This window comes from Pedobacter sp. AK013 (genome assembly GCF_014205835.1).
GTDB lineage: Bacteria > Bacteroidota > Bacteroidia > Sphingobacteriales > Sphingobacteriaceae > Pedobacter.
This window is the reverse complement of the sequence record NZ_JACHCQ010000008.1, coordinates 16,517-34,271: the sequence shown is the minus strand read 5'-3', so window position 1 is coordinate 34,271 and position 17,755 is coordinate 16,517. Positions and strand designations below refer to the sequence as shown.

Below are 17,755 nucleotides of genomic sequence, written 5' to 3'. Positions count from 1 at the left end.
TTGATGAATCTATTTTTGATATGATACAAAATAAACACTTAACACTGCACGATGTTTAGTCAATTTCCTAAAATAGACTTTCTTTTACTCCCAGAGGCAGCCCTATGCAATATTTTCTAGATACCGAAGCACTTCCTCCTTTTTCCTGCTCGAAACCGGAATATTTTCCTTGTTTTCCATTTGTAAATAACCTTCGCGGTAGTATTTTTTAACGTATTTAAAATTAATCAGGTACGATTGATGGCACCTTAAGAAACCAAAGGGCGTAAGCAAACTTTCATATTCCTTTAATCCTTTAGAAACCAAGATCTCGCTATCGGTATTCAGGTAGAATGTGGTGTAACCTTTATCACTTTTACAGTACATAATATCATCAATGGCTACAACCTCTATATATTCAAGGCTTTTTAACGCAATCCGTTTCGCAGCGGCCATTCCCTGGGCAAGATAATGCTCTTTAGCAATAGCAAGCTGTTGCTGCCCTAAAGTTTCCTGCTCACGGTGATGGTAACATTTGTTTAAATGTGCCGTTAGCGATACCTCATCGATAGGTTTGAGCAGATAGCCAAAGGCTCCTAAATTAAGCGCCTGTATAGCATATTGATCGTAGGCGGTGAGAAAAATAACCTGAAAATCGGTAACACCGATTTCATCAAACAGGTGGAAACTATCGCCATCCTTTAAGCGGATATCGGCCAGAATAATATCTGGTTTTAACACCGGTATTTCTTTCGTAGCCACTTTAATTTCTCCAGCCGTGCCAACTACTTCCAGGTATGCCAATTTCTTAACAATTTGTAAAATGTGTTGCAATATCCGGATTTCATCTTCTAAAATATAAAGCTTCATAACTGCTATTTAATGATTAATTATGGGAATCTGGATTTCGGCCAACACACCTGTTGCAGTGTCCCCGCCTTTGTTATTTACATTAAACTCCGCTTTCTGCCCTTTAGCAGTAAAAAGTAAATCAATTCTCTCTTTTAAGATTATCTGGGCCAACGACTGCTTCTTTTGATCTTCGACTGTTTTTTTGGTCAGCCCGCTGCCATTATCCTCAACTTCAATCACCAGCAAATCGTTTTTTACCTTGAAAGATATGGTTAACAAGCCTTTGTAAGCAATATTTCGGAAACCATGCTCAATGGCATTCTCTACAAAAGGCTGAATGAGCATTGGCGGGATGAGCGTTTCGTTTTGGTCCAGCTGATCATCAACAATAATTTTATAATCGAAAGCATCAGCATAACGCATTTGCTGTAACTGAAGATAATTATTTAAAGAAGCTATTTCTTCTTCAATTTCGATAAAATCTTTTCTGTTTTGCTCTAACACCCCGCGCAGCAAGCCCGAAAAAGACCGCAAATAAGATACTGATTCTTCAACATGCCCGGAGGCAACCAGGCTTTGCAAATTTGCAATGGCATTGAAAATAAAATGTGGATTTAATTGTGCCTGAAGCATTTTCTGCTCTACATTTAGCCGCTGGTTTTCTGATTTAAGCAGTTTATTTTTTTCTCTTAAGCGCTGCTGGCGATAAAAGATATAAAAGAAAGAAACTACACCCAGAAAAACCAGCAGGGTTAAAAAAATTGTTAAACGTTGCTGTTTAATAATGGTTTCGTTCAGTTTATTGCGGTTATTTAATTCTGCTATATTCCGGTCTTTTTTCTCTGCCTCATATTTTTCATGAATTTCGGCAACCTTAACGGCTTCGACCGCTTTAAAATTGCGCAGTTCGATCGTATAGGCAGAATCTGCGGCCTGAAGCGCATGGGCAAAATCGCCCTTCATTTTATAAGCTTCGATCAGGCCGTTGTAATAGATATCTTTTTGCCTGGCTGATGCATCGCGTTTTTCGAAAGCTATACCTGCCTGGTAATATTTAATGGCAGAATCGGGCTCATGATTCTGAGAAAATGCAGTAGCCAGGTTATTGTAAGCAATACCATTTAGGTTATTGTTTTTTTTAAGGTAGTTGAAATAAATTTTACTGCAGGCCAGGGCTTTGACAGTTTGTGATTGCCGGCTGTAAATCTGTGCTTCATTATCGTAAGTGCGGGCTATTGCCAGGCTATCGCCAACCTGCGCTGCCAAACGCCTTGCCTGGGCGTTATAATATGTCATTTTTTTAAAATCGCCCAACCGCGATGCCAGGAGGAACGAAATATCAAAATAGCGTTGTTTAATTACAGGGTGGTTATTAAAGGGATGATGCTTAAAGTAAATAGCCGCATATTCAATTGATTTTTTTTCGTTATTGTTCTGAAAATAGGCCTGTGCCAGCAAATCATAAAAAGAATAGGTTAACCGGCTATGGGCCTGTTCAGAGATTTTCAAAGCCGCAAAAATCTGGCTCATTAAAGCAGACTCTACCATAGATCCACCGACCATTTTATGGTTTAAAATACGATAGGTTTTCAATAACTCAATATCATCATTCGGGTTTAGCCCCTTCATTTTCTGGTAAGCAATTAAGGCGCTGTCTCTTTTCTTTTCAAAAACATATTTTCTGGCATGGAAATAATGATAATAGGGATTTGATTCTTTATCGGGGTCCTTGTCCAACAGGCTGTCTTGCTGGTAAATTATCTTTTTTATCGCCTCAGTTGATAAGGTATCGAAAGAAAGGATAAGCGATAAATTATCCCGAAAAGCAGTTTTTTTAACCATCTGGTGCTCAACATCAGGGGTATTTTCCTTATTTCTGCAAGCTGGAAGAATAAGAAAACAAATCGTAGAAAGGATAATCAGGGTTCTCGCACAGGTGTTCATTAACGAAAGAATTGGCTTATCATACATTTAACACCACTAATTGGGTGCGGGTTGAATTATTCTTTAAAAGTATAAATAGTATACGCTAAAAAAAACAGCAGACAAATATCTGTCAGGTTTCATTCTATATCTGTACCGATTTAATATTTATCTGAAAATTACCGCAATATACCAACAAAGGCCCGGATATGGATATGCAGCTTATTGGCGGTGTTGTATGCGTTTTTCCTTAGAAAAAAGGCAATTAACTTAGGGGTAAAAGACGGTGCTTTAAAGCCTTTGAAACTACCGGATAGCAATCGTTTTTAGCTGAAAAATTTGTTGGTCACCTACCAGGAAAGCCGACAAAAAAGCCGAATTTGATTACCCTTTCTGTACTTGTTGTTTACCCTTTCTTGCTACCAGGTTAACCCCAGGGTTACCTCACGGTTACCCTGGCTGTACCCTTTGGTTACCTAAAAGGTAAAGCCAGAGCCTGCTTTGGCCGATTGGACACACCCGTTATGGTTAGGCTGCCCTAAACCAGTCTGCAACAAATACCCCCGCTTCCCGCACTACGGACCAGCTATAAGGGTCCATTTTAGTCCATTTTAGCTCAAAATGTGGTGCAGTGTTGTCAAGTAGCTAAGTTTGAGCAGGGATTTAAACATAGTAATATAAACAGCGGTCCTTTTTTAAACAAACATTATCTCACTTAAAAAGCAAAAATTATGGCAACGCATTCAAAAGGCGCAAATAACATATTTTCCGGGCAATTAGACCGTGTAACTGGCAGCAATTGGCAAATTATAGGATGGGTAAACTAAAAGTACTTTAAAAATGAAAAACCCCAAAAAAAACAAGAGTGGCGGTCAATTTATAGGTTTTTTGAATCTCCTTCTTAAGATTAGCCAAAGGGGTATTTCTATATTTTTCATGGCAGGTTATCTTGGTGTAGTCCAGAACAGTTCAGGATTATTGGTTTTATAATTGATAAATTTAACCCCTGTTTTCTGATTTATTGATTCTCTCTTCTGCGGCCCCTGAACAATACCGTCCAATGGCAACAGTTCCACATAGGCCACCTCTTTTCCGCTGGTCCAGGTTTCGGTATCATACTGGCTAACTACGGGTGTTTCCAGGCGGTAAAGATTCTTTGCCATATAGGTCTGGAGGTAATATTCCTTGGATTGTAGCGCGGTGCGGTTCCAGTTTGCATCCGCATTTAATACCAGCGGCATACCTTTTACCAATCGCTCCCTTACTTCCTGTATACCGAGCAGGTTGCCTTTTTCATCCATCACATACGAATTAAAGGTGGGGTCAATCCATATCCACTTGCTAAGGTCCTTGCTGTAGACCATATTAATTACATGACAATCATCAAAGTTAGTCTCCTTTGGCATACAGGTAATATATCTGGAAGTGATGCCCATAGCGAGGTAACATTCGTTAAGTACTGTGGCCAGCATGCGGCAGTTTACCCCACGGTTCTGCTCCCGGCACACCCTGATCAGCTCAATCGCATTTTTAAGGTTCGGGTTATCGCTGTTTCCATCGTGCCTGATGAGATTATGTACCCAATGCATGAGGTTGAAGATTTGAGAAAGCTCATTTCCTTTGCCCGCGATTGAATCCAGCCTGAGCTCCTTTCTGATGCGCACCAGATTAGGGTTCTCCATTGATTGGTAGGTAAAGACCGGGACTTCACGTCTGTCTGAAAGGTTATATTTTCCCGCCTTTTGAAGAGTATCCAGGTAGGCAATGGGTTTCCGGCTTGGTGCCTTTGCATCGTATTTAACCTGTGTTCTTGCGGTATCGGTTCCATTTACCAGAATAATAAAATCATATTCCCCGACCTTTGGATCGACATTAAAAGATATGGATTCCTTGTCCGTATAGAAAGTTACTTTTTTGGCTGAGGTTGTATATACATCTAATTTTTCTTTAGGCATGACCGTCCAAGCGTTCTTTCTGACCGGGTAATTATCATCTTTGATATCAACACTGGTAGAAGTTGCCTTAACAATTTTCAGTTGCTTTTGGGCGAATGTGATTGTTACTGGAAAAAGGAGTAAGAATAGAATAGTGCGTTTCATTTTCAATTAGTTTAAGGTTCAGACTTAAATCAAAGACGTCCGAAAACTTTGAAAGGTTGCATCGAATCAAAATAATAATTTCCGACTTAAAGTCAAGGTTACTAGGCAGATATAAAAACGATCCATACCTAATTCTAAAACATACAATCATTATGGTTTCTCATTATACAGAAATATTCTTTGAATCCTCCTTAAATAAAAAAAGCCGCCCAATGGGCAGCTTTAGCTTATCTGATTGGTATTCTATTTTGCCAAAACCATTGCATTTTGCTCTGCTTCCATAATCGCTTCTGAAGCATATGAGGCAGATTTGATACTGGCAAAGTCAGCTAGTTTTACATTTTTCATGTTGCTTGCAATCATTGTACTTTGATCGGCAGTACCATTTAATTTTAATACCGCATCATCCTTAACGATGGTATATAAACTGCCTGTGGTAGTTTTAATTTTCGCTGTAGCACTTTGGCCCAAAAATAACTGCAGGTATTTTACATCAAAATTATTGCTGGTTACCACAACCGATTGTCCATAGGCTTCGATTCTTTCTAAATCTTTTACGGTAATATTCAGTGTTACCTGACTTGTTTCCATTGAATTGATGAACAAGGTTTTTCCATCAGTTGATACTGAGGTTTTTGTAGCGTCATAGTTGCTGGTACCTTCTACATTTTGTTTATCACCTTGCGTCAAGATAAGCTTCACGTTACCACTCACCCAGATCCTATCAAACTTTGATAAAGAAGAAGTTTTTGTTTCTGCTTTAACTGGCTCAGCGGCAAAAGTTGCCATGGCTGATGAAGTAAATACTACTGCTGTTAATGCTGCTGCGAATATTGTTTTTGCTAAAGTTTTCATATCTTTTATATTTTAGGTTTTTACTGTTGTTTTGTTATTAAGACGCAACAAGGCATCAAACGTTGCAGGCAAAAACCCGTTATTATACCAGCGTTGGTAACTGCTAGACCAACGCCTGTAATTTCTAGACGAACTGTTATTAGTGATTAATAGCTTGAACCTCGCTTGCTCATATTAAGTTAATCTTCAAGCTTATCGCATTACGGTTTCCTATCAGGTTAGAACGACGAATCGCCTAAACATTATTAATCCAACCCTTTTTGTAAAAGTGAATTCGGAATGCTGATCAATGCATGCCACTTTAAAACCATATAAGTTATTTAAGAAAATATAAGTTTAAATAACCTGATGTACTAAAGGTTCGCAGTTGAGAGGAAGAGAAAGATTATTCGTTTGATATTTTCTGGAAAAAATCAGGTTTCCACTTGCCAAACAAAAAAGACAAGAACTTTTGCAAAAAATTACAAGGTTCTTGTCTTGTGGTCCCGACGAAGCCAGAACAAGCTTTACCTAAATAACTTTCTGTATATCAAATACTTGAAAAACACAATTACGACTCACTAACGATCCAAAATGACTGTTATTGAGCTCAAATGTTATCACTCAAATTTACGAAATGAATTCGTTTAACACAAGAAAAATCATCTAAACACAACCTAGCTACAAAATATCAGGAAAATTAATAAATGATTTTCACGAGCATTTCAGTAACAACAACACATACATTTACCCTAATTCTATTACAATTATTAATTAAATTTACCCTAATTCTGTAACAGAAAAGCAATTAATTAACCCTAATTCTGCGACGAAATATTCATTAATTAAGCCTAATTTTGTAACAACAAGTAGTTTTGGAATTAAAATTTGTCAAATGTTCGATAGGATAATATTTACAGAGTTAGAAAAATGGCTTACTAAATCAAATCGTAAGCCATTAGTGATACGAGGTGCTAGACAGGTAGGTAAGACGACCGTTATTGGGCAATTTTCAAAAAAATTTAAGCAGTATATCTATCTCAATCTGGAACTTGCTGCTGACAGAAAGCCTTTTGAAGAGTTCACAACGATCGAATTACTCGTGCAGTCTTTGTTTTTTATTAAAAACCAATCGCTTACCAAAAGAAACGATACACTTTTGTTTATTGATGAAATACAGGAAGTGCCTGAGGCCTTAAACATTCTACGTTATTTTTATGAAGACCAACCAGGGATTGCGGTAATAGCCGCGGGTAGTATGCTCGAAACTTTATTTGATAAAAACATTAGCTTTCCGGTCGGAAGAGTGGAATATATGGTTTTAAGACCTGTTTCTTTTCCAGAGTTTTTGAGTGCTATGGATGAGCGGGAAGCGATAAATTATTTACAACAGGTACCCGCACCATCCTTTACACATGATAAACTCATGCAGCTATTTCATACCTATGCACTTATAGGGGGAATGCCAGAAGTTATTGCAGCGTATAGTAAAAACAAAGATCTACTGGAATTGTCATCAATCTTCGATTCGTTGATTACGGCATATCTGGACGATGTTGAGAAATATGCTGGCACAAGTGCACAGGCATTACATATAGGTCATGCGATAAGGGCATCATTTGGAAAGGCCGGTCAGCGTATTAAATTTGAAGGTTTCGGAAATTCGCCCTACCGGTCCAGGGATATGGGAGAAGCATTAAGAACGCTGGAAAAGGCGCTGTTAATTGAGCTCATTTACCCGTCAAGTGATGTAAAACTGCCTTTGCTGCCAGACTATCGGAAATCTCCAAGGCTTCAGGTGCTGGATACTGGAATGCTTAATTATTTTGCTGGTATACAGACGGAGATTTTAGGAACTGATGATTTAAATAAAGTTTATCAAGGGACCTTAATTGAGCACTTGGTTGGCCAGGAATTATTAGCCACACAGTTTAAATCCTTAAGTGCACTCCATTTTTGGGTACGGGAGAAGACTACTTCAAGTGCGGAGGTGGACTACGTTGTACCTTTTGAAGGGCAACTCATTCCGGTAGAAGTAAAATCAGGAGCTGAAGGTAAATTAAAATCTTTGCGTATGTTTATGGATCTGTCTCCACATCATATGGCCATCCGATTTTATGCAGGCTCGCTGCACATTACTGATGCCGTTACCCCCGGCGGAAAGAAATACAAACTATTGAATCTCCCTTATTATCTGGTATCTCAAATCGAGAATTACCTAACCTGGTTCAAAACACAAATCTAGATTAGCAAGTTTACACGAATTTTTTCAAAAGATTTAAAATTGACTAAATCGTAGGCTTAATTGGATAAACCAATTTTTTTGACCCCGTTATACCAATCTTATCTTATTCACAATACACTGATAATCAAGACCATACAATGAAACTATCTTTTAGCGAGGCAGGGTCGATAGACAGTGGTTTATCCAGTTTAACTAAAAATCCTTGTCACATTGGCTTGAACCAAGTGGCCATTTTTGGAAAATCCCATTTAGTGACTATTCATCATTTTGGTTATATTTCTGAAAAAACGTTGGAGTAGCGAACTTTCCTCTGTAATAATTTCCGCATCTGCCTGCATACCGTTCTTTAATACGATTTTATGCTCTTTGTCTTTATTCTCGAAATGTTCGAAGCTTACTTTTGCGACAAATACACTGTCGCGATAAGCCACGTCAGAAATATAGGTTAGTTTTCCCCTGATCATCCCATACTGTTCATAGGGATAACTACGCAATTTAACCAAAGTGCTCGCACCCTTTTTTATTTTTCCCATGTTGTACTGGGGAATATGTATTTCACCGAAAAAATCTGTATTGCCCGGATTGATAATGAAAACCTCTTGACCCGCTTGTATATTTTGGTTTTGTTGTACGATGCCTGCAAAACTTACCTTGCCATCAACAGGGGCAAATAAGATATGTTCCATCATCCAATTCTCACTCTCAGTAATACATTGGTTTAACGCCTGGACAAATTTGGCCTGTTCTTCTGAGATAGTATGGTTCAGTTCCAAAAGCTCTTTTTCTTTAGCGCTATAAGTCCCGGAATTATTAAGGATGGCTGTTTCAGTTTGCTGCAATGGGTATTTTGAAGCTAAATATTTGTTTTCCTGTTGGGTAAATTCGCTTCGGGAAATGACCTTGTTCTTATATAATTTTTTATACGCCTCGTACTCCTCTTCCTGGTTCTTATATTCCTGTTGTTGGATTTTCTGCTGTTTTAAGATCTGGCTGTTCAACGCCTTGATATCTTTCAGGTCCTTTTCAAGAAACGCCATACGGTTAAGGTAATACCCATTTTTGGTGGTTGCCTGATATTGCAGATACTGCCCGTAAAAGTTCTGATAGCTGCCCTGAAGCTCGCCGATATTTAGCCCCTCAGGTAGTAAAATAGCTTCAAATTGGCGTTTCGCAATCCTTAATTGTATTTTTTTCAGCTCCTGATTCAACCTCACCACATCCTTAGCGTTTGCAGTACTTTCCAGATACGCCAAGGCTTGTCCCGATTTTACGGACTGCCCTTCTGAAACAAGCAAGGCACTAAGCTTTCCCGTCTGTTTGGCAAGTACGGTTTTAGGGGCATTTAGGCAGTTGACCTTCAGGCTGGTTTTAACGATGTCGGGGTAATTGATAAATGAGGATAGTAAGATTATACTGCCCAAAATGCCGAATACCAGGGTAATTCCCCACTTCAATATCCATGACGGCACCGCAGTAATAATTTCGTCAATTTCCTCGCTGTTAACCTGCGGTTGTAATCTATTCTCTGGCATAACGATAAAAATTAATCACCTAATTCCAATTGGTTTTTCACAAGCTGAAAATACTCGCCCTTCAAGCTGGTCAATTCAGCGTGTGTTCCCTGTTCTATAATGATACCCTTGTCCAGCACCACGATATTATCGGCGTTTTTAACCGTGCTCAGCCGGTGCGCCACTACGACGACCGTCCGTCCCTTGAAAAAGTTCTCCAGATTCTGCATGATTACCTTTTCATTATTGGAATCCAGGGCGTTGGTTGCCTCATCAAAAAAGATGTATTCGGGATCTTTATATACTGCCCGCGCTATGAGTATCCTTTGCCGTTGCCCCTGGCTGATGCCGTTTCCTTCGGTGCCGATTTTCGTATTCAGGCCAAGAGGCAGGCTCTCTATAAAATCTGTTATATTCGCCATGTGGACGGCGTGCCTAAGCTTGACCATATCCGGATATTCATCTGCAACAGCAATATTCTTGGCAATGGTATCTGAAAAAATAAACCCGTCCTGCATCACCACCCCACATATGCCGCGCCAATAACGAAAGCTGATCTGGTCAAGGTAACCGCTACCGACTTTAATATCGCCCTTTTGCGGTTGGTAAAAACGCAGCAATAGTTTTAATATGGTTGTTTTACCGCTTCCGCTCATGCCTACTATAGCTGTGGTTTTACCCTGTGGTATAATCAGGTTTATCTTTGAAAGGACAGCTTCGTTTCCCGCTCCCGGGTAAGTAAATGTGATATCGCGTAGAGATAAGCTCATATCATCCGGAAGCTCTTTCACAAAGCTTTTTTCAACCGGCTCCTCATCTGCGAGTTCTCTCACTTCATTCAAACGTTCCAGCGAAATCTTCGCATCCTGTAGCTGCTGTACAAAGCCCAGCATCTGCTCAATAGGACTGTTAAGCTGGCCGATAATATATTGAACTGCCATCATAGCCCCCAAGGTCAATTGGCCGTCAATAACTGACTTGGCGACCAGAAAGGTAATCAGGATGTTTTTACCTTCGTTGATAAAAAAAGTCCCCGCCTGTTGGTACTGTCCAAGCTTCAGGCTGGAAATACTAAATCGGAAAAGCCCGGCTTGCAGATGCTCCCATTCCCAGCGTTTCTGTTGCTCACAATTATTAAGCTTAATCTCCTGCATCCCATTGATGAGTTGAACGATCGAACTTTGATTTTTGGCAGAGAGATCAAATCGTTTGAGATCAAGCTTACGTCTTCTCTTAAGAAAAATGACAACCCATAAACTATATAAAATCGTGCTTACCAAAAAAATGAGGAAAATGGTCACGTTATAATAAGCAAGTACAAAGCTAAATATAGCCAGGTTGAACATGGAGAATATAACACTCAATGTAGAACCTGTCAAAAAAGATTCTATCCGTTTCTGGTCGTTCATGCGTTGCATGATATCTCCGGTCATCTTCGTGTCAAAGAAGCTGATTGGCAATTTCATCAATTTGATGAGAAAATCGGTTAGGATAGAAATATTGATGCGTGTACTGATATGCAGCAAGATCCAGGACCTGATAAAGTCTACACTCATCCGGCCAATGAAAAGCATGGTCTGGGCAATCAGAATAATATAAATAAAATTCAGGTTCCTTGTATTGATCCCGATGTCCACGACAGACTGGGTAAGAAAAGGCAAGATCAACTGTAAGAGACTCCCAACGCCAAGACCGACTAAGATCTGGACCACCAATGCTCTATGCGGCTTTAGGTAGCCGAGAAGATAAGAAAGGTCTAATGGTTTTCCACCATCTCCCTGTTGCTCATAGAATTGCGGCGTGGGGGTAATAATTAGCCCAAACCCGTCAAGACTGCCATCATAAGCTTTTCCAATCCAATATTGCATCAATTCACTTTCAGAGTATGTTATCAGCCCGTTTCCCGGGTCGGCAATATAATATCGGCCATTCTTTATCCTATAAAGTACTACAAAATGGTTTTTATTCCAATGCAGTATAAGCGGGAGCTCAACTTCATTTAAAAGTTCAATATCCAGACGTGCTCCGTTAGCCCTGAAGCCAATCTTCTCTGCCGCCTCGCTGATGCCCAAAAGCGAAACACCCGCACGGTTGATGCCAGAGAGATCTCGCAGCTTTTGAAGACTAAAGTTTTTGCCGTAATGCTTCGCTATCATGCGCAGACATGTCGGGCCACAGTCCATTTGATCGGGCTGCTGGTAGTAGACGAAGGACTTCAATTTCGGAATTGGTTAAATAAATAACAGTAAAGTAAGCAGTTTTATATTTAGGTATTGATCATTTAGGAAAGAGCTCCTGGAGCTTCTTTTCCAGCATGTCACCCCGCAGGTCCTGGGCGATGACCTTGCCTGTAGGGTCTACGAGAAAATTTGAGGGAATGGCGGTGACACCGAAAAGTGATTTAGCCTTTTCATCGAAATCACTCACATTCGACCATAAATCTATACCGTCTTTATGCATGGCAGCGATCCACTTATCCTTATCCCCCTGGCGATCAAGCGTCACGCTTAAAATATCAAAGCCTTTTGATTTAAATTTTTGGAAAGCTTTGATCAGAGCGGGATTTTCGTCCCTGCAAGGCCCGCACCAACTTGCCCAGAAATCAAGCAAGAGATACTTCCCTTTATAATTTGACAGCGCAATCCCCCTTTTTCCCGTTGGATCCTGCAAAACAAGATCCGGTATATTTTCCTGTACTTTTACGATTGCTTTTGCTTCATCAATTTTAGCAGATAATATCTTCGCGGAAGGAAAACTTTTTATCCCTGTATCAAGCGATTGATAGAGTGAACGGATGAAGTCGGGCTTAGATTTTATTCTTGGAGACGCGATTGGCGTCATTGCGTATTTCCAAAGTGCATATAACCCTACCACAGATGATTTGTATATGAGCGCATTTTTTTTATATGCGTTCTCTTCAATAACAGTAGCAAGGGAATCTTTTAATCGGGATATTTCACCTTCGACCTGTTCAATGGACCTGTTTTCATAGCTGACGTTTTTGAGTAATGAATCCCTTTTGAATTTGATGGAACGCTCCTGCCTGTCTATTTCCAAAAAATCCTGGTTAATAGGTGTTTTGTTCCTCAATGCGGGCTGCAGGCCATCTTTAAAATAGAGCTCCTGCATGGAAGGTCCCGTCCAAAAACTTACTGACGTTGACTTCGATTTTTTCCAATAGAAAATAAAGCTAAGGAGCATTGGTTCCTCCAGAGCCATCGCAAAAGACAGTTTACCATCGATAATGGTACCACTATCATATCTGCTGGGAGCGCTGCTGATCGTATTGATCACAATAGCAATCTTTTGAACAGAGTCCTGCAAACCTTTTAGATCTGCAATAACCTTCAAAGGGCCTTGATTACTTGTCTGCGCAAATAAAAGTTGTGATTGAAAACAGACCAGGAAAAATAAGGTTAATAATCGCATCCTATTTATTTACTTTACAAAAAGACGATCCATTCTTTTCTTTAATGCAACTCCCTGCTTAGTTGACCTTAGCCGCTCGGACAGCAATTGATAATATGCCCGGGGATCTCTACCCTGAGCTTCAAGCTGGGAACGCAGTGGAAGTTCATACATCAAGACAACATATTGCAATTGAAAGAGACTCATTGGTGAATCAGGATATTTTTTTAAAAATCCAATCTCTTGATCATTATTCAACATCTGATAGTATTCTTCCATTTCTTTGGTCAGCTTCCCATCTTTTGTAATGCGCGCTGATGCCAAAGAATCCTTATTTTTTATTTCCACTGTCAAATCTTCCACAACAATATGCCTTGCCTTAGCAGACCAGATACCTTCTTTTACCTTGGAAATTGTTTCAGGCATGGTAATGTTAGCCCTATCGTCAACAAAAATATACGCAGTCTTTAAAATATCATCACCCAAGTCAACTGTGCCCTTGAATTCGGCGATCCCATCGTTGATCGGGACAATCAGGAACTTTCCCGTATCCTGGGTGGAGCTCAGATTTTTGGGCATCGCTAAATAGGCATACTTAGCTTTAACATTAGTACCGAGAACTGTCTTGATCTGATAGTTCATCGCTTGTCCACAGGTCACAACAGGCAAGAGCAACAAGAATAGGGTTTTGGTATATTTCATATAACTTGGTAGTTGATAATTGTAAGATAGGAAAAATAACAGGTCATGCGACCTGTTATTTTACTTTTAATTTAAGTTGTCTGACTAGTTTGATAACGCGCGCAGGAATTCGCTGCATGCTCCGATGAAAGACCATACGCAATGCTGCAATTATAGCAGATATCATAACTCGCCCAATTACCAGTTGTACATACATTTCCACCGGTTACATTTTTCATCTCAGCTTTGCTGAGTAACATTACTTTTTTCATTTTTTAAAGGTTTACGTTGTTGTAAATATTTTTGTCGTCCATCACGCAGGAGCAACTTCAGCGATGCAGGTAAACGCCGGCATTCGTTTTTCGGACAGCTTCGTTGCAACTTATCTGCCCTTTTTGCGCAAAAATTCCTTTCAACTTCGATTCGCTATGTCTCTATCAGATATTTCAGTTCAGAAGAAATCTGAGATCTTCAGGACTATATACACTCGGCAACTTATAACCGTTTATGAGAATGGTCGGCGTAAAAGTAATATCCGCCATTTCACACCACTCTTTTTGTATTTTCCTCACATTGTGACTGTTATCATTGTCAGATATTGGATATTTAACAGACCAGTTTTCATAGGTTTCTTTTTTCGAATACCAATGTGCCAACGCCTGTCCAGCAAGCTCCTTGTCATCTGCTAAGGTCAGTGCCGATAAATGCCGCGCGGCTTTCGTGCGAAAATCATCATCCCGGTCGGGTGTTGAAAAAAGGACTTTTACCAGTATATCCTTTTTGGTTTTCAATAAGTCTTCCATAAGGGCGTGTGCTTTAGCGCATGGATCACAGTATGGATTGCTGACCATAGTAATTACTGTTGAAGCGGCTGGATTTCCCAATAAAATAGGAAAAAGCTCATCACCGACTGCATATCTAGGCTGGCTGGTTAAAACCTGTCGGAATAGGGAAGTATTATATTTAAACTTATTCAATTGTTGCTTGAAGGGCCGCACCGCTCGTTTAAATGATATTTTTAACAATGACCATACGACAATGGGCGTCAAAAAAGAAATCGGCAGCATATATAAGAGTGCTACGTCAAATGTTTTACCGAAAGAATGAAAACTCACATTCACCAGGAACTCAGCCCAAAGCACAATTTGGATAAGAGAACATAAAATACACCACTGCTTATTCCAAAACTGGTAGCTTAGTGACCAGATGGTATATGGTAACGTGAGCACATTCAGCCATGCCAGTAAACCGATAGAAGAAGGATATATCAGTAATAGTAAAAACGAGCCCGTAAAATAATACAATCCGATCTCACTCCAGCTCAACCAAGAAGACAATTGCGCGAACTTCGATTTTAAGATGGTATCACAACCGCCCTTACCGCTTAGGCTGCATAGATTTTGTACAAGTGAGTTTCTTGGGTTTACACTCTGGATAAGCAATAACATGCTAATTGCGCAGCCAAAACATTTGATCAGGCACACAGCGAGATAACCACCTAAAAAAGAATGAGAAATAATTGTTAACCCAAGGATTGAAAGCCCTAAAACAAACGCGGTGGGATAAAGCATTTTTTGTAGAAAACCAAATACATACTGTCCCAGGTAACCCTCCTCGCCGCTCTGATCGGTTTTTTCCGCGTAAAGTGCAACCCCATCCCATCTTTCAAGAAAAATATTTTCATTCATTAAAGCATGTTTCTGGTATTCATCGCTATAATGTATGTTTCCATCTTCAATTCCATGTACGAGAATAAATCTTCCGCCATGTTCAGGGAAATGCGCAGTGAAAGGGAATAACAGATCATCACGGTCATAATCCGCTTTGTCAATTTTAAAGGCGTCATTTTTTACATCCCACTTATATAAACATTCACTCAATGATAAAATACTGGGATATTCAGGATGTTCCTGTACACAATTCTCCGCCGTCAGCTTGGTCACCCTAACATGCAAGTGTTTTAAAAGGTCAGTAGCAATACTTTCCAGGTTTTGTTTCTGTGTTGTAAAGAAATTCATGTTAAGTTGTGATCGCTTATATTTATTGTTCAGGTAATTAATAAGTAGGTTGCAAATAAAATTTTTGTAGAATAGGCCACGCTCGCCTCCCCCTCTTTGTTTTTTACTAAGTTTCTCACTTTTTATCTTTAATCAAAGGGGCCAGAACCACAATTACACCAAACCGTCTCTCAGATGGACAACATACCTACTGCTGATTGACCAACACGAAAAAAAACTGATAAGAAATGCTTTTTTTATGATGAAATCGAACCGCCCAAGCGTTCTTTATCGAACAGAAATTTCGAAAAAAAATCCTAAATGACACTTTCGACTCATAAAAACTACGTGGAATCGCAGAAAATCTGTAGTGCAATTGGATCAGGTCAGATATATTTTTTTATAGATCTTGGAATTTCTATTTAAAAGATGTACCGACCATACACGTATTTCGTCCTGAAATATAACCGTTTGGTGTATTACACTTGGAAACAATACTAATAAATTATACTTTTAATTAATTTCACAGATACTTTATACCTATTATTATGAACAACAAGAAACTAATAAAAAAAGTACAATTCGTTTTCAAAAGAAAGCCGATCATGAACCTTACAAAAGAGCAAATGCGACAAATTTACGGTGGAGACACCACGGTAACAACAGGCCTATCTAGCGAACCTACTTGTGTGGAAAACAAGCCAACGGTTGGTACTGTCAGCAACTAATAAAGTCAGGCACGCATTTTCAAATCATAAAAACTGAATACTGATAAAAATCAATATGTCCAAATATGTAAGGAATCTCGTTCCATTTTTTTTTATTTTCATTTTTTTTTCTTCAAAAGCCCAAAACTGCAATTGTGGGGACAATTTTAAGTTCGTTGTCGAAAGAATAAAAAAAAATTATGCTGGTTATAGCGACAAGGTAAATTTATCAAACAAACACAAATTTGAAAGATTTACCGATAGTCTACAGAATGAAGCCAATAAAGCAGCTACCTATCAGTGCCTGCCGGTTTTGAGGACATGGCTTGCTTTCTTTAATGATAAGCACCTTGGTGTCGCTTACGACGATAGTAGCTACAGCAAGGAACAAATTAGAGCCTATTATTCGAAAGAGGAGAAAACGAATTGGACAGATTCGCTCTACGCTACTTATCTAAACAAAAAGCAAACTGGTCGGGACAGCTTGGAAGGCTTGTGGAAAGATCAATCTGGAGCTTACCAGATAGGGATAGTCAGGGACAAAGGAAACAAAAATGATTTCATTGGCTTTATTATTAAGGCTGACGGTGCGCGATGGGTGCCCGGGCAGGTAAAACTAAAGATCTCCCAAAAAGGCGGACAGTATTTCCTTAAGTATTACAGAGCTATTGATCACTCGCTTAATTCTCTTTCATTTAATAAAAGAAATGATACATTAATACTTGGCGATGCCAATGTTACTGTAAAATGGTATAGGCACTCAGTTATTGTTCCTCAGTCCTCTCAAAATGAGCAGAACTCTGCCGTATCTTCGGTGTTTAGGGTTTTGGATGACAAAACCTGTTTATTTGAAATGCCTGCATTTGCATCATTAGAGAATGTAAAAGTGATGGACAGTCTTATCAAAAAAAACGCTGGTGAACTGGACAAACGAGATCATTTAATAATCGACCTTAGAAACAATTATGGTGGCTCAGTGCTCGGCTATGATAAATTGATTCCGTATCTCTATACAAATCCTATTTTAACTGAAGGCGCAAACGTACTGGCCACCGAAGAAAATATCCGGGATTATTATGGCAAGATCCCATCAAATGCTTCCGACACCAGAAAAAAGGTACTGGAGAGAAATCTCAGTATTCTCAAAGCACACGTTGGTGAGCTTTATCCTTTATATCCTGTCGATACGGTCAGAATGCCTAAAATCTTAAGTTATCCAAAATATGTATCTCTGATCGTCAACAAGAGCACGGCGAGTGCTGCGGAACTTTTCATCTTACAGGCAAAACAAAGCTCTAAGGTAAAAGTTTACGGCACTAACTCATCCGGGGCTATAGACTATTTGGAAGTGGTCAGGGCTGAACTGCCTTGCGGTTTTTATCGCCTTGGTTATCCGGCCTGTAAATCATTAAGATTGCCCGGGCAACCACTGGATAACATTGGAATCAAGCCTGATATAGAAATTCCACTCAAAATATCTGACTGGATAGATTTTGTAAGAACGAACAGGACAAAATAA

At 39.4% G+C, this 17,755-nt stretch carries 12 protein-coding genes; 3 read left to right on the top strand and 9 right to left on the bottom strand.

From position 1 onward, the window contains the following. Positions 1 to 102: 102 nt before the first annotated feature. The 4 genes from HDC90_RS07455 to HDC90_RS07440 form a co-directional block, all read right to left on the bottom strand. Entirely contained in the window at positions 103 to 849 is a 747-nt protein-coding gene (locus HDC90_RS07455) for a LytTR family DNA-binding domain-containing protein (protein WP_184465342.1), read from the bottom strand. Between the two features lie 9 nt (positions 850 to 858). Beyond that, the gene (locus HDC90_RS07450; protein ID WP_255497532.1) at positions 859 to 2,775 is read right to left on the bottom strand and encodes a histidine kinase; all 1,917 of its coding nucleotides are present in this window, start codon (positions 2,773 to 2,775) and stop codon (positions 859 to 861) included. A gap of 923 nt (positions 2,776 to 3,698) precedes the next feature. Then, entirely contained in the window at positions 3,699 to 4,853 is a 1,155-nt protein-coding gene (locus HDC90_RS07445) for a transglutaminase domain-containing protein (protein ID WP_184465341.1), read from the bottom strand. 243 nt (positions 4,854 to 5,096) lie between these two features. Further along, a complete protein-coding gene (locus tag HDC90_RS07440) occupies positions 5,097 to 5,708 on the bottom strand; it encodes a GIN domain-containing protein (RefSeq protein ID WP_184465340.1) in 612 nt (203 codons plus the stop codon). A gap of 874 nt (positions 5,709 to 6,582) precedes the next feature. Between HDC90_RS07440 and HDC90_RS07435 the strand changes: the two genes are divergently transcribed. Next, positions 6,583 to 7,932 carry an ATP-binding protein gene (locus HDC90_RS07435; protein ID WP_184465339.1) on the top strand — a complete coding sequence of 450 codons (1,350 nt, stop codon included), beginning with the start codon at positions 6,583 to 6,585 and terminating at the stop codon, positions 7,930 to 7,932. A 248-nt stretch (positions 7,933 to 8,180) separates the two neighbouring features. Here HDC90_RS07435 and HDC90_RS07430 read toward each other — a convergent pair whose 3' ends face one another. From HDC90_RS07430 to HDC90_RS07410, 5 genes are all read right to left on the bottom strand, one after another. Then, entirely contained in the window at positions 8,181 to 9,464 is a 1,284-nt protein-coding gene (locus HDC90_RS07430) for an HlyD family secretion protein (RefSeq protein ID WP_184465338.1), read from the bottom strand. Between the two features lie 11 nt (positions 9,465 to 9,475). Further along, entirely contained in the window at positions 9,476 to 11,662 is a 2,187-nt protein-coding gene (locus HDC90_RS07425) for a peptidase domain-containing ABC transporter (RefSeq protein ID WP_184465337.1), read from the bottom strand. A gap of 58 nt (positions 11,663 to 11,720) precedes the next feature. After that, positions 11,721 to 12,872, bottom strand: coding sequence for a peroxiredoxin (locus tag HDC90_RS07420; RefSeq protein ID WP_184465336.1), 1,152 nt, complete (start codon positions 12,870 to 12,872; stop codon positions 11,721 to 11,723). A 9-nt stretch (positions 12,873 to 12,881) separates the two neighbouring features. Beyond that, on the bottom strand, positions 12,882 to 13,553 hold the full coding sequence (locus HDC90_RS07415; RefSeq protein ID WP_184465335.1) for a hypothetical protein: 672 nt from the start codon (positions 13,551 to 13,553) through the stop codon (positions 12,882 to 12,884). Positions 13,554 to 13,978: 425 nt separating this feature from the next. Further along, positions 13,979 to 15,550 (bottom strand): thioredoxin domain-containing protein, encoded by a 1,572-nt coding sequence (locus HDC90_RS07410; protein WP_184465334.1) that lies wholly within the window; start codon positions 15,548 to 15,550, stop codon positions 13,979 to 13,981. Between the two features lie 527 nt (positions 15,551 to 16,077). On the opposite strand from HDC90_RS07410, the gene HDC90_RS07405 reads away from it, so the two are divergent. Both HDC90_RS07405 and HDC90_RS07400 read left to right on the top strand, forming a co-directional pair. Further along, positions 16,078 to 16,257 (top strand): hypothetical protein, encoded by a 180-nt coding sequence (locus HDC90_RS07405; protein ID WP_184465333.1) that lies wholly within the window; start codon positions 16,078 to 16,080, stop codon positions 16,255 to 16,257. A gap of 55 nt (positions 16,258 to 16,312) precedes the next feature. Beyond that, on the top strand, positions 16,313 to 17,755 hold the full coding sequence (locus HDC90_RS07400) for a S41 family peptidase (RefSeq protein WP_184465332.1): 1,443 nt from the start codon (positions 16,313 to 16,315) through the stop codon (positions 17,753 to 17,755).